Source organism: Agathobacter ruminis (genome assembly GCF_002735305.1).
Taxonomy (GTDB): Bacteria; Bacillota; Clostridia; order Lachnospirales; family Lachnospiraceae; genus Roseburia; species Roseburia ruminis.
The window spans coordinates 90,786-104,012 of the sequence record NZ_PDYG01000134.1; the positions used below are offsets into that span (position 1 = coordinate 90,786).

The 13,227-nt window shown below is 45.3% G+C and carries 13 protein-coding genes; 10 read left to right on the forward strand and 3 right to left on the reverse strand.

The window, feature by feature from the left end; all coding sequences use genetic code 11:
- Window positions 1–2: 2 nt before the first annotated feature.
- Both CSX02_RS12530 and CSX02_RS12535 read right to left on the reverse strand, forming a co-directional pair.
- The gene (locus CSX02_RS12530) at window positions 3–215 is read right to left on the reverse strand and encodes a DUF896 domain-containing protein (RefSeq protein WP_031543644.1); all 213 of its coding nucleotides are present in this window, start codon (window positions 213–215) and stop codon (window positions 3–5) included.
- A gap of 10 nt (window positions 216–225) precedes the next feature.
- The gene (locus tag CSX02_RS12535) at window positions 226–1,905 is read right to left on the reverse strand and encodes a SulP family inorganic anion transporter (protein WP_031543645.1); all 1,680 of its coding nucleotides are present in this window, start codon (window positions 1,903–1,905) and stop codon (window positions 226–228) included.
- Window positions 1,906–2,048: 143 nt separating this feature from the next.
- Here CSX02_RS12535 and CSX02_RS12540 point away from each other — a divergent pair, with 143 nt between their 5' ends.
- The 6 genes from CSX02_RS12540 to CSX02_RS12565 all read left to right on the forward strand — a co-directional run bounded on the left by CSX02_RS12540 (window position 2,049) and on the right by CSX02_RS12565 (window position 7,159).
- Complete coding sequence (locus CSX02_RS12540) at window positions 2,049–3,134, forward strand: PTS transporter subunit IIC (protein ID WP_099386983.1); 1,086 nt, start codon at window positions 2,049–2,051, stop codon at window positions 3,132–3,134.
- 111 nt (window positions 3,135–3,245) lie between these two features.
- Complete coding sequence (locus CSX02_RS12545; RefSeq protein ID WP_031543647.1) at window positions 3,246–3,605, forward strand: GntR family transcriptional regulator; 360 nt, start codon at window positions 3,246–3,248, stop codon at window positions 3,603–3,605.
- 9 nt (window positions 3,606–3,614) lie between these two features.
- Window positions 3,615–4,487 (forward strand): ABC transporter ATP-binding protein, encoded by an 873-nt coding sequence (locus CSX02_RS12550; protein ID WP_031543648.1) that lies wholly within the window; start codon window positions 3,615–3,617, stop codon window positions 4,485–4,487.
- A 1-nt stretch (window position 4,488) separates the two neighbouring features.
- Entirely contained in the window at window positions 4,489–5,148 is a 660-nt protein-coding gene (locus tag CSX02_RS12555) for a hypothetical protein (protein WP_099386927.1), read from the forward strand.
- 10 nt (window positions 5,149–5,158) lie between these two features.
- The gene (locus CSX02_RS12560; RefSeq protein ID WP_099386928.1) at window positions 5,159–5,830 is read left to right on the forward strand and encodes a hypothetical protein; all 672 of its coding nucleotides are present in this window, start codon (window positions 5,159–5,161) and stop codon (window positions 5,828–5,830) included.
- A gap of 237 nt (window positions 5,831–6,067) precedes the next feature.
- On the forward strand, window positions 6,068–7,159 hold the full coding sequence (locus CSX02_RS12565; protein ID WP_099386929.1) for a DUF5692 family protein: 1,092 nt from the start codon (window positions 6,068–6,070) through the stop codon (window positions 7,157–7,159).
- A gap of 46 nt (window positions 7,160–7,205) precedes the next feature.
- Here CSX02_RS12565 and CSX02_RS12570 read toward each other — a convergent pair whose 3' ends face one another.
- A complete protein-coding gene (locus CSX02_RS12570) occupies window positions 7,206–8,780 on the reverse strand; it encodes a PucR family transcriptional regulator (protein ID WP_099386930.1) in 1,575 nt (524 codons plus the stop codon).
- A 253-nt stretch (window positions 8,781–9,033) separates the two neighbouring features.
- Between CSX02_RS12570 and CSX02_RS12580 the strand changes: the two genes are divergently transcribed.
- Genes CSX02_RS12580 through buk form a run of 4 tightly spaced genes read left to right on the forward strand, consistent with a single transcriptional unit; the run spans window position 9,034 to window position 13,205 of the window.
- Window positions 9,034–10,812, forward strand: a complete 1,779-nt coding sequence (locus CSX02_RS12580) for a CocE/NonD family hydrolase (protein WP_099386984.1) — start codon at window positions 9,034–9,036, stop codon at window positions 10,810–10,812.
- Between the two features lie 14 nt (window positions 10,813–10,826).
- The gene (locus CSX02_RS12585) at window positions 10,827–11,075 is read left to right on the forward strand and encodes an acyl carrier protein (protein ID WP_051637901.1); all 249 of its coding nucleotides are present in this window, start codon (window positions 10,827–10,829) and stop codon (window positions 11,073–11,075) included.
- 12 nt (window positions 11,076–11,087) lie between these two features.
- Window positions 11,088–12,080, forward strand: a complete 993-nt coding sequence (locus tag CSX02_RS12590; RefSeq protein WP_099386933.1) for a phosphate acyltransferase — start codon at window positions 11,088–11,090, stop codon at window positions 12,078–12,080.
- 18 nt (window positions 12,081–12,098) lie between these two features.
- The gene (buk, locus tag CSX02_RS12595; protein WP_031543662.1) at window positions 12,099–13,205 is read left to right on the forward strand and encodes a butyrate kinase; all 1,107 of its coding nucleotides are present in this window, start codon (window positions 12,099–12,101) and stop codon (window positions 13,203–13,205) included.
- The last annotated feature ends 22 nt before the right edge of the window (window positions 13,206–13,227 follow it).

The window sequence follows — 13,227 nt, forward strand, 5'->3', positions numbered from 1 at the left end:
TCCTATTTTTTGTTTTTCTTTTGCAGCTTATAGCGGCTTCCGTCAGGATTTACAACGATTGTATTTTCAAGCTGACTGGCAAGATTGCGTTTGATATTGGCAATATATGCCTGGCGCAATTCCTGTTGTTCTGCTTTTTCTTCTTCGGTTAATCCTTCCGCTTTTGATTTGTGCGCCAATTCATTGATGCGCGCAATCATTTCATTTACAGTCATGCAATCCTCCTTATGCATTCGTTTGTTTTTCAGATAAGATGGCCTGTGCGCGTGCCAAAGCATCGTCGATATGGGCACAGAAGTTCTCCGCACCGACTTTTTCTACCAGACGGTCTTTTACCATGACATGGTAAGGCTGTTCATTGACATGTGAGAATACGACAGTGACATTGCGTGCATGGCAGCGATCCACCAGCGCCTCAAGCGATTGCATCGCAGTTGCATCGATGGCCGGAACGCCACGCATACGGATAATCAGAACCTGCGTGAAGTCTTTGAGCGTGATATCGGTAATCAGTCCGGCTACACCAAAGAACAGAGGACCGGTAATTTCATATACACGAACTGCCTGCGGAACCTCGCGCAAATCGATGGAATCCGGATCGTTTTCGTCATCATTGACTTCGTACTTCCAGGTGGAAATATAGGTCTCCTCGCTCATGCGTTTCATGAAGAGGACGATGGCTGCAATCATTCCGACAGCAATGGCAACAACCAGATCAAATACGACAGTAAGGACAAAGGTCAGAACCAGAACGATGATATCGCTCTTTGGTGCTTTCTGACACAGACGCTTGACATTGCGCCATCCGCACATATTATATGCGACCATAAAAAGAATCGCAGCAATCGTCGGCATCGGAATCAGTGCTGCATACGGCATCAGTACAATCAATACAAAGACAAGCACAATTGCATGTACCATACCTGCAATCGGGGTGCGACCGCCGTTGTTGATATTCGCTGCGGTACGCGCGATTGCGCCGGTAGCAGGAATACCGCCAAACAGTGCGGAACCCATGTTGCCGATTCCCTGTGCAATCAATTCCATATTGGAACGATGCTTGGAGTTGATCATGGAGTCTGCGACAACGGCAGACAGCAGGGATTCGATGGCTGCGAGGATGGCAATGGTAAATCCGTTGCCAAGCTCTTTGCGGATGGTCATCAGATTGATGGCTGGAATATGCAATGCAGGGAGTGCATTGCTGATGGTATATAAATCACCGATGGTGTTGACCTTCAAATCCATCAGCTTTACAAGGGCGATGCCGGCGATGACCGCAATCAAAGATCCCGGAATGCGCTTGCTGATAAATGGCCAGATAATCAGAATGGCAAGGCTGATGCATCCGACAATCAGTGCCTGATAATTGATGGTCGCAATATTTTTAAAGATTGCTGCCACTTTTTCGGTGGTCTCGATGGTGACGGTTCCGGCCGGATAACTTAAACCGAGGAAATCCTTGATCTGGCCAATCAGAATGGTTGCAGCGATTCCTGCGGTGAAACCGGTTGTGATGGTATATGGAATGAACTTGATCAGTGAACCGACGCGCAGCAGTCCCATCAGGATCAGCAGGATACCTGCAATCAATGTGGCGACAATCAGTCCGTCCATCCCGTCCGTTGCAACAATTCCCGCAACGATGGTTGCAAAAGCGGCAGTCGGTCCGGCAATCTGGACACGGCTTCCGCCAAAAAATGAAATCAAAAATCCGGCAATGATTGCAGTATAGATACCCTGCTCAGGCTGTACCCCGGAAGCAAGTGCCAGTGCGATGGAAAGTGGCAGTGCAATGATTGCTACGATGATACCGGATACAAGGTCTTTCGAAAATTGATTCAGACTGTATCCTTTCATGACCGAAAACAACTTCGGTTTTAATTTGTCTGTTTTGGTTTTCATATCTGTTCCTCTCTCATAAAAAAGTCTCACAGTCAAGTATATTATGGATTCACCGCTTTTTCAACCTTTTGCGACTTCACAAAAAAGAGGTTTTTTTGATAAAATAAAAATGTTTGGCGAATGCCAAAGAGGAAGGAGAAATCATGAAGGAATTTTTGAAACGAAAAAATATCGTTATCTCGGCAAAGAGATATCTGATTGATGCATTGGGTGCGATGGCACAGGGACTGTTTTGTACGCTGTTGATCGGCACCATTTTGAACACGCTTGGTACGCAGTGTCATATCGGATTTTTGGAGAATCCGATTTATTCAAACGGAACAGTATCATTTACGATTGGTGCGGCAGCATCGGCGATGGCAGGTCCTGCGATGGCAGCGGCAATCGGTTATGCACTGCAGGCACCGCCTTTGGTATTGTTCTCTCTGATTCCGGTCGGCTATGCGGCAAATCTGATGGGACAGGCAGGAGGACCGCTGGCGGTTCTGGTGATTGCAATTCTGGCGGCAGAATTCGGCAAGGCCGTATCAAAGGAAACCAAAATTGATATTCTTGTGACACCTGTGGTAACCATCTTGGTCGGTGTCGGTTTGTCAGCATTGATTGCAGCACCGATTGGAAAAGCGGCAGCTTCTTTGGGCAAGGTAATCATGTGGGCGACAGACCTGCAACCGCTGTTGATGGGAATCATTGTATCTTCTGTGGTAGGAATCGCACTGACACTCCCGATTTCATCTGCGGCAATCTGTGCGGCACTGGCATTGACGGGACTTGCCGGAGGTGCGGCAGTTGCGGGCTGCTGTGCACAGATGGTCGGCTTTGCTGTATTGTCATTCCGTGAAAACAAATGGGGAGGCCTGGTTTCGCAGGGGCTTGGAACCTCGATGCTTCAGATGCCTAATATCATTCGCAATCCGCGCGTCTGGATTGCACCGACGCTTGCATCTGCCATTACAGGGCCGCTTGCAACCTGTGTATTCCATTTGCAGATGAACGGAGATGCGGTTGCATCCGGAATGGGAACCTGCGGACTTGTTGGACCGATCGGTGTCTATACAGGATGGGTGCGTGATGTCGCAGACGGTGCAAAAAATGCGATTACGCCGATGGACTGGATTGGTCTTGTCCTGATTTGCATTGTGCTTCCTGCCGTTTTGACATGGGGAATCGGTTTGGTTGTGCGCAAGCTTGGCTGGATCAAAGACGGAGATTTAAAACTGGAATCATAAAAAGTATTGACAGACCGGTGGTATAGTGATATGGTTAATTACACAAGTAGTTAACCAAATAACAGCATAGGTCTGGGAGATTGGGTCATGCAGGAAGAAAGGAGGACACGCGTGTACGAATTATTGGCGCACGACAAATCGATTTATCTTCAAATTTCCGAAATGATTGAAACAGATATTATGAGAGGAATTCTGGAGGAAGAATCGCGAGTGCCCAGTACCAACGAATTGGCGAAGCTCTATGCAATTAACCCTGCGACGGCTGCAAAAGGGGTGAACATCCTGGTGGACGAGCAGATTATTTACAAGAAGCGTGGAATCGGAATGTTTGTATCGCCGGGGGCAAAGGACAGAATTTTGCAGAAACGCAGAAGTATGTTTTATGAGAATTATGTCAAAGGACTGGTTGTAGAGGCAGAAAGTCTGGGCATCAGCAAAGAAGAACTTATCAATATGATTCAGGAAAGCTAGGAGGATGGAATGGCTACATTAGTTTGTGAAAATATAGTAAAAAATTATAAGGACAAAAAAGTGTTGGAAGGTGTTAACCTCGAAATTGAGCAAGGCAAAATCTATGGATTGATCGGCCGAAACGGAGTAGGAAAGACGACATTGCTTTCCATTATGACCGCACAGAATCCGGCCACTTCAGGTCAGGTATATTGCGACGGCGAGCGCGTCTGGGAAAACCGCAAGGCATTGGATCACCTTTGCTTTTCACGCGAAATCAATACAATGACACCGCTTGGACCGAACACGTTAAAGATTAAAGAATATTTCCGTGTGGCAAAGGCGCTGTATCCGAACTGGGATCAGAAGATGGCCGAGGAGCTGATTGAACATTTCGGAATCTCAATCAAGAAAAAGATCAATAAGTTATCAAAGGGTATGCTCTCCATGGTAACCATCGCAATCGGTCTTGCATCAAAGGCGGATATTACCATTCTTGATGAGCCGGTTGCCGGTCTTGATGTGGTTGCACGAGAGGATTTTTATCGCATTCTTGTGGAAGAGCAGGCAAGCACAGGAAGAACATTTATTATTTCGACACATATCATTGAGGAGGCGGCAGCAGTATTTGAGGAAGTGATTTTCCTTGACCGTGGAAATGTCTTATTGAAATCCAACACAGAGGAACTGCTTTCCCGTGCCCTTCATGTAACCGGTGATGCGGATGCGGTTGATGCGGCAACAGAAGGATTGAACTGCCATCATGCTGAAATGATGGGAAGGAGTAAGGGTGTGACTGTGCTCCTTGAGCCGGGACAGCAGCTGAAAGAGGGATATGATGTGACCGTTCAGCCATTGTCATTGCAGAACCTTTTCGTGGCTTTGTGCGGAAAGGAGGCATAATATGGCAGTTGGAATCAAACGAATGCTGAAATATATTACTTTCTGTGTGCAGCGAATGTATTTGTTTGGAGTCGCCTTTGTGGCTTTCATGGTACTCTATCTTGGAGTGGTAGCCGGTGATTTTCAAAAAGAGATAGGGGCGATCCCGCTTCTGTTTCTGGCTATGGGCGGTTTGATTGAGGCAATCTTTACCATGGGATATATTCCGTTGATTTCAAATGGCGTATTATCTATGGGAGCGACCAGAAAAGAATTGTCAATCGGAGTGATTTTTGGATTTGCATTGCTTGCGGTTGAAATGAGTATAACGGGTGTACTGACCTATGTGCTGGTTCCGAATGCACTTGGTTTTGCAACATGGCAATACGCAATCAGCATGATCGGATTAAATCTTGCAGTGGCAGGTGTCGGAATCCTGATCGCATTGCTGATTGAAAAATTCGGCAAGGTTGCTTATTATATTGCAGTTGTTATCATCGCTTTGTGTGGCGGCGTCATCGGTGGTGTCGGATCAATGTATCTTTCAGGTGTTTCAACCGGCAGGATTGTCTTTGATCTCAATCATATTTTTGTCATCGTGGCTGTGATTGGTGTTGCAATTTATTGTGTGGCATCTTTGCTTTATGCACTTGGAACACGCAAAAAAGTGGTAAATGTATAGGAGGCGTCCGATGAAAAAAATATTATGGTATAGTCTGGAATGGAAAAATATTGTGATGAATGCCGCGATTCTGATTGGTGTGCATCTCATGGGTGTAATCCTGCATGAGATTATCATGGCTACCTCGGGCGCAGATACCACCTTCCCGATGGGAACATTTATGTCTTTTATGGCAATTGCATTCCTTGGACTGTTTGCAAACTGGAGTGATGAGGTTTTGCGCTTTAATCTGGCAATCTCAATGGGAGAGACCAGACGCAGATTCTTCCTTTCCTTTATGATTCAGTATTTTGTATTATTGCTGTTTGACTGGGCTTTGATGTATGCGATGGCACGCATTGAAATCCTGAGACTGGAGCATATGTATCCAAATCTGCCTGTTGAGGATTTTGCTGTCGGTGCATTTCACCCGATTTCATTCTTGCTTGTCCCGTTGGGATTGTTGGGACTTGGTATGCTGATCGGAGGACTTGGACTGAAGTTCGGATCCAATTCGAAATGGTTTATCGTTGGCGGCTGGGTTTTGATTTGCATCGGAATGAGCCGTATTGAAGAGGGAAGACTGTTGGTAAAATTTTTGAATCTTCCGGCATATGCATATGCAATCATTGCTGTTGCCATTTCGATTGCTATGATCATTGCTGCGGCTTTGATGATTCGCCGCCAGCGTGTAGATATTTAACTCAGTCGGGGTACAAGCTCCGCGAGCGAGTCTTGACATGAGAAACTATTGTTTTGCAAATAGTTTCCGGCGCGAGTGAAACGGATATGAATGAAACCCAGTGTTTTCAACGCACGCAACGCCTTGAAAATACTGGGTTTCTGCGTGTGCACGCGGAGAGTTTCTTCTTGATAAAATAGGAAAAAAGGCTTATAATGACTTTATGAAATTTTTATAATTTATTAAGGAGGAGTTCATATGTTATTCCAAATTTATGGCAGTACATCCGGAACACAGCTTCTCGGATGGTTAATGGTTTTCGTTGGACTAATCTTATTAAACGAAATCGCACGACGTACCAAGATTGGCGGAATTGCAATCCTTGTTGTAATCCCGATTATCTTAACAATTTACTTTATCGCAATTCAGTGTGGAGCATTTGGTGGTCATTCAAACCAGACTTATGAATACATGAATGGCTGGTTCCATTACTTCAAGCTCTATGCTGCAACCATCGGATGCATCGGTTTCATGATGATCAAGTACGAGTGGGGCATTGGAAAATCTCACTGGTTCAAGGCTTGGCCATTCGTAATCGTAGCTGCAAACATCCTGATTGCAGTTGTATCTGATCTTGAGTCTGCATATCATGCATTCCAGGTTACCGGCGATTTGTCCGGAGCATGGTGGGCATCCAACGAAGGTGTATTCCTTTATGGTGGATGGTGGAACATCTTGAATGCACTTGCCGGCATACTGAATATCTTCTGTATGACCAGCTGGTGGAATGTATACAGCTCAAAAGACCGCAAAGATATGTTGTGGCCTGACATGACTGTATGGTTCATCCTTGCATATGATGTATGGAATTTCCAGTATACCTATGCAAACCTTCCGACTCACTCATGGTATTGTGGTGTTGCTCTTCTTCTTGCACCTACCTTTGCAAATGCATTATGGAACAAGGGTGGCTGGATTCAGAACCGCGCAAACACTTTGGCAATCTGGTGCATGTTCGCACAGGTTGTACCGCTTTTCCAGCTGAGCGAGAATTTCTCAGTATTGCCTTCCCTTTACAAGGGCGCTACCGGATCTGCACTTGATCTCTATGACAAGGCAATTGCTGTATACCAGAGCGGAACAAATACCGCAAACGAAGTGGTTGCAGGTATGGGCATTACCGCAAATCCAATTCCGCAGGGTGTTGTTTCAATTCTTGCACTGGCAATTAACGTGATTGTGCTTGCCGTAATCATTAAGAGAGCAAAGGCTGCACATATCAATCCGTACAAGGCAGATGTTTTTGTTGGAACAAAGGATTTTGTTGAAGCAGAAGCAAGACGTGCATAAAAAGAATATAATCAATTATTTGATAGAGACGGCGTATTTGCCGTCTCTATTTTTGTATGTCCGTCCAGCTGATCTCGTTTTGCATACGCATGATATTGAAGGAAATTAGTATCATCGCGTTCTGATCTGCATTGTGCGGATTGAGATTGGTCAGTTCTATGATTTTGTTAATACGGAAATAAAGTGTGTTGCGGTGAATGTGTAATTGCTTACAAACATGGCTTACATCACCGATGCATTGCGTATAAACATATAAGGTGTAAAGCAAATTGGTGTTATGATGTGTATCATATTCCTGCAACTGTTTCAGCTGTGGAAGGGAAAACATTCGTATGTCCGTATGCTGGCCAAGTGTTTGCACCATGTGCATTAGGCGATAGTGATCATAGAAAAATACATGATTACGCGCATGAAACATAATAGCGGTATCGATTGCAGCGCGGGCTTCCAGGAGATGTCCGCGCGCTTCTGCAAGCACGGTAAATGGCGAGCCGACGCCTATATGAACATAAGGAGTGGAAACAAGCTGGTTTTCGCATTGTTCCACGATGGAATCCATGTCATAAGCCAGAGTGGCATAACTGGCCAGATAAATAATCTGATTGTGCTGAATTGTATAGATGCAATTGCCGAAGATGCGTTTGAAGGCATTGCTTAAATCGCCAAGCACATAATCTTCAGGGTTCTCCTGAGCAATATCCACCACAAAAATATATTTATAAGGAAGCATTTTGTATCCGAAGGCTTGGAATCGTTCTTCTTTTATATCATTTAAACTTGAATTTTCGCTTAAAAGCGAAGATAGCAAAGTCGTGTAGTAATTGCTGCGGCTGCTTCTCGAAAAATCCGAGCGCTGCATATATACTCCTAAGAGCGTTGCAACCTTAGACAGATATTGCTTCAAAAGGGGCGAAAGGTTTTCGGCAGGAGGAAGAAACACACTAAAATAACCCAGTGCGATATCATTAAAGACGATGGGCGTAAAATAGTTTTGAAATTGTCCACCCACATGGTTGATTACGATGGTTTTACTCTGTTGACTGTGTCTTCTTCGAGACGCAATATTTAAATCTTTTATCACCTGAGGCGGAATAAAACCGCTTTGGTTATCACGGGCGAGGTCTTCGCTGAAAAATTCAAAATTATCGGAACTGGCAATGACCGTAAACGAATTGTCGACAATATTGATCGGATAATGGAACAGGGATGCAATCTGGTTTGCCAAAACCTGAATGCCGCCATTGTGGTAGATGCTGTCGGAGATTTTTGCGAGTTGTTCATCCGTGCGATATGCAGTGAGATAACAATTTTCAAAGCAGTCCAGGCAGGCAAAATATTCTTCCTGATTGCGAAAGATTAATCCGCCGGAAAGGCTGCTTAAGAAACTGTCGTCGTTGTCTGCGACAGTCGGCCGGTCGTCCCACAGAATCACGGTGATTTCCGGCAGAGCTGTAAGCTCCTGCAAATCAGACCATTTACAATAATAAATAATCTGCGATGAATAATTTCCACGCGCAGGGATAAGAGACTGCATTTGAGCATAATCCGCTTTTAAATCTGTTTTTGGCAAAATTGACATTGTGCAATCGCCTAATTCAAGAATCAGAGTGTTTAAAACCATCTGCCGTTACTCCTTTTAGAATGATCAATTCGATATAAATATCATAAAACATGGTGATTTCTGAGTCAATTGATTTTCTTTTTACTATTGTAATTTTGCACAATCAGGAGAGAAAAAAGCAAAAAAAGATCGATTATCTTCTGATTGCTGTGCAATTGCACGATGATTTTTGCGTGGCTGCATTTTATAATCCAGTTAGAGTGGCGTTCAAACATAGCAAACGCAAATGAGACAGGAAGGCGAGGGAAAGCAAATGAGCAATGATAATCGTGAACGAATCATCGTGAAAAAAACCTTTGAAGGGGAAGAATTTGATGTCATCTATATGAAGGGCACCCCGGGCAAGACAAAAGAAGAGATGGATGCAATGCGCGCCAGCGGCAATGTCAATGTCGATCCGGCAGCTGCCACATTCAGCTACTGCCCTGCATTGAACACCTGCACTTATCAGGCGGGCCCTGGAATTATTTGTCATCGTGATACCCCTGTTAAGATGCGTGACGGTGTGACAATTTACGCAGATATTTATGTACCGGAAAATTTAACAGAGAAAGTTCCTTGTATTGTATCATGGGGAATTTTCGGTAAGAGACCTGCAGAAGGCCAGGATGAGTGGAAGCTGATGGGTGTTCCTCCAAAGACAGTTTCCAATATGGCAAAATTCGAGTCTGCGGATCCCGGATATTGGTGCCGCAACGGATATGCTGTTGCAAACGTAGATGCGCGTGGTGTTGGTAACTCAGAAGGTTATTGCAATCTGTGGGGGACCGAGGATGCGCAGGATGGATATGATTTCATTGAGTGGGCAGCACAGCAGGATTGGTGCAATGGCAAGTGTACTTTATTCGGAAACTCCGGTGTCTGTATGGCAAACTGGAAGATTGCATCACTTCAGCCACCGCATCTTGCATGTCTGGCAGCCTGGGAAGGAACTTCCGATTTGTATCGCGAATCTTATTTCTGCGGTGGTATTCCAAACCCTGCATATGAAGAGAATATTATCAAGGAAGTTGCCTGCAAGACTTATGTAGAAGATACCGTATCAATGGTGAACAAGTATCCTGAAATGAATGCTTACTGGCGTGATAAACAGGTGAAATTCAAAGAAGTACGCGTACCTACCTATGTAACAGCAGGATGGGTTCACCATCATTTGCGTGGTTCTGTAGAAGGTTTCCGTCGTATTCGTGCACCAAAGAAGTGGCTTAGAATTCACCGCGACTTCGAGTGGCCGGATGCATACAACCCGGATAACCTTGAAGAATTAAAGAGATTCTTTGACCGTTACTGCAAGGATATCAACAACGGATGGGAGTTTACTCCAAAGGTTCGCGTGGATGTCCTGGATGCCTATGATTTTGATTATGCAGTACGCAGAAAAGAAAAAGAATGGCCATTAGCCAGAACCGAATATAAGAAGTTGTATCTGAATGCAGAAGCAATGGACGGCGGATTTGATACTTATGCAAATCCAAGCGAAGTTGTTTATGATCCAAATACAGAGACAACTGAATTCTTAATTCCTGTAAATGAAGATATCGAAATCACCGGATACATGAAGCTTCACCTGGAAGTTGAATGCCGTGGATACGACAACATGGATATCTTCCCATGGGTATTAAAGTACAATGCAAACAAGGAATATGTGCCGATTGAAGTAATGGGTGCACCATATAGAGGCGCATGGGGATTCTGCCGTGCTTCTCACCGAGACATGGATCCGACTGCAAAAGATTTCCAGCCGATTCAGTCACATTTGTACAATGAAAGACTCGAACCGGGCAAGATTTATCCGCTTGATATTGAGATGTATCCACACAGCCGCATCTGGCACAAAGGAGAATATATCGTGGTTCGTCTCGCGGGCAAATTCATCAAGACAGAATGGTTCCACGATGCTGCCATGAATCACAACGTGGACAATGGAGACGGCATGCATGTCATCCATACCGGAGGCGAGCATCAGTCTTATCTGCAGGTTCCTGCAATTCCACCGAAATATGTATCCGGTGATTATGTTTACAGAGGTTAAAGGAGGAAAAAATTATGCCAATTCGTGAGGAAGTAATTGAAATTTTAGCAAAGAAAGCACAGGCTCTTTTCGGAGTTGATCCATCAACTTTAAATGAGAATACCAGATTCATTGAGGATTTAAATTGCAAATCTTCTAACTTTGTACAGTTCTCTGCTGCACTTGAGGATGAATATGATGTCGAGGTTCCTTATATGGAATTTCGTAAGCTGACTACCTTTGGAGAAGCCGGCGATTACATCGGTGCTATGTTCGGAGAATAAGAGGAGAAACCTATGACCTTAATCGAAGAATTAATCGAAAAAGCAAAGGGATGTCCAAAGCGCGTTGCGCTCCCGGAGTGTGACGCTGTCAAGACTTTGCTTGCGGCAAAAAAAGTATTGGATGAAAAAATCGGAATCCCGGTACTGGTATCGGATCCGGCTGTGATTGCGCGGACGGCAAAAGAAGCGGGTGTGGATGTAAGCGGAATGGAAATCGTAGACTGTACGGATGAAGCTGCTGCAGAAGCGCTGGTGTCCCGCTATTGGAAAGAAGATATGTTGATTTCCGAAAAGGCATGCAAGCGCAAAATCAAGAATCCAATGTATTACGCAATGATGTTAGAGGCGGTTGGAGAAGTGGATTGTACATTCTGTGGACATGTAAATACCACGGGAGATGTACTGCTTGCGGCATCAACGATTATCGGTATGCAGGAAGGTGTGGATGTGCCATCAATTTTTGCACTCTGCGAGATTCCGGGATTCCATGGATCGGAAGGCAACCGTATCGTATTTGCGGATTGCGGACTCAATCCGGAACCGACACCAGGAGAACTTGCAAGCATTGCAATTGCATCGGCTGACAATGTTCATGCGCTGATGGGATGGGAGCCGAGAGTGGCATTTCTGTCATTCTCAACCTGTGGATCCGGAACGGCCGGATCGGTTGACCGTATTCTTGAGGCGCTCGCCATTGCAAAGGAGCGCCGTCCTGATTTGAAAATGGACGGAGAATTCCAGCTGGATGCAGCAATCGATCCTGAAGTGGCAGCCAAAAAGATTACGCGTCCGTCAGATGTGGCCGGCAAGGCCAATATTCTGATTTTCCCGGAACTGAATGCGGCTAATATCGGTGTCAAGATGATGCAGAAATTCGCCGGCGGAGCCGGATATGGTCATACGCTTTCCGGATTTGCAAAGCCGGTCGCAGACAGCTCAAGAGGCGCAACCGTGGAAGAGATTGTCGGAGATATCGCGATGGTGATTCTTGCGGCAAACAAATAAGATTAGGAGACTTCATTCATGGGATATAAAATTTTTACACTCAGTCCGGGATCAACCTCAACAAAGCTTGCGGTGTTTGATGGGGATGAGATGCTTTTTAAAGCAAATGTGACACATGACCCACAGAAACTGAAAAGCTTCAAAAGAGTCAATGATCAAAAACCTTATCGCCTGGAAACTATTTTGGAAGAATTGAAGGCAAACCGGATTGACCTTCATGATATGGATGCCTTTGCCGCTTATTCCGGCGGCCTGGTATCAACTCCGGGCGGAATCTTTCCTGTCAATGACAAGATTTTGGAAGACTGTACATCCGGTCGTCTGATGGAACATCCGGCCATCCTTGGTGCACAGATTATTGATGCATTTGCAAAGGAAGTCGGAGTACCGGCATATCTGGTCAATCCGCCTGATGTGGACGAGTTTGAAGATGTGGCCCGTCTGACAGGAATGAAAGGCATTTATCGAGAATCACATGTGCATGTGCTCAATCAAAAAGAAGTGGCCATGCGTGCAGCCGCCGAACTCGGAAAGAAATACGAAGACTGCAATTTTGTAGTCTGCCATGTCGGTGGAGGACTCTCCATCACGGCGCAAAAGCACGGCCGCATTGTTGACGGCAATGATGTCTTAAACGGGGAAGGCCCATGTGCGCCGAACCGCTCCGGCTATGTTCCGCTGATGCCTGTCGTAAAGGATTGCTTCTCCGGAAAATATACGCTCGACGAGATGAAAGCGCGTATTTCAAAGACCGGAGGATTAATTTCCCTCATGGGAACCGACGATATGCGCATTATCGATCAAAAGATTGACGAGGGAGATCAATGGGCGGAACTTGTGATGCACTTCTTTGGTTATCAGCTTGCCAAATACATTGGTTCTTATGCCTGTGTCATGGAAGGCAAAGTTGACGCAATTGTAATGACCGGTGGCGCATCCAATGACAAACGCTTCATCGAAATTGTCAAGAAGTACGCCGGCTGGATCGCACCATTTATCATCTATGGCGGTGACTTTGAAATGGAGGCACTTGCTGCCGGCGCCATTCGCGCACTTTCCGGCGAGGAAGCCACCAAAGAATATACCGGAATCCCTGTCTGGTCAGGATTTGATTTCGAACCATAAACCCAGTCCATCAAGGAGTCGC

Bases quoted from the DNA above. Each gene is read 5' to 3' on its own strand.
- buk (WP_031543662.1), top strand. From the start codon at position 12,099: ATGGGATATAAAATTTTTACACTCAGTCCGGGATCAACCTCAACAAAG.
- CSX02_RS12550 (WP_031543648.1), top strand. From the start codon at position 3,615: ATGGCTACATTAGTTTGTGAAAATATAGTAAAAAATTATAAGGACAAA.
- CSX02_RS12565 (WP_099386929.1), top strand. From the start codon at position 6,068: ATGTTATTCCAAATTTATGGCAGTACATCCGGAACACAGCTTCTCGGA.
- CSX02_RS12590 (WP_099386933.1), top strand. From the start codon at position 11,088: ATGACCTTAATCGAAGAATTAATCGAAAAAGCAAAGGGATGTCCAAAG.
- CSX02_RS12555 (WP_099386927.1), top strand. From the start codon at position 4,489: ATGGCAGTTGGAATCAAACGAATGCTGAAATATATTACTTTCTGTGTG.
- CSX02_RS12580 (WP_099386984.1), top strand. From the start codon at position 9,034: ATGAGCAATGATAATCGTGAACGAATCATCGTGAAAAAAACCTTTGAA.
- CSX02_RS12530 (WP_031543644.1), bottom strand. From the start codon at position 215: ATGACTGTAAATGAAATGATTGCGCGCATCAATGAATTGGCGCACAAA.
- CSX02_RS12540 (WP_099386983.1), top strand. From the start codon at position 2,049: ATGAAGGAATTTTTGAAACGAAAAAATATCGTTATCTCGGCAAAGAGA.
- CSX02_RS12570 (WP_099386930.1), bottom strand. From the start codon at position 8,780: ATGGTTTTAAACACTCTGATTCTTGAATTAGGCGATTGCACAATGTCA.
- CSX02_RS12560 (WP_099386928.1), top strand. From the start codon at position 5,159: ATGAAAAAAATATTATGGTATAGTCTGGAATGGAAAAATATTGTGATG.
- CSX02_RS12535 (WP_031543645.1), bottom strand. From the start codon at position 1,905: ATGAAAACCAAAACAGACAAATTAAAACCGAAGTTGTTTTCGGTCATG.
- CSX02_RS12585 (WP_051637901.1), top strand. From the start codon at position 10,827: ATGCCAATTCGTGAGGAAGTAATTGAAATTTTAGCAAAGAAAGCACAG.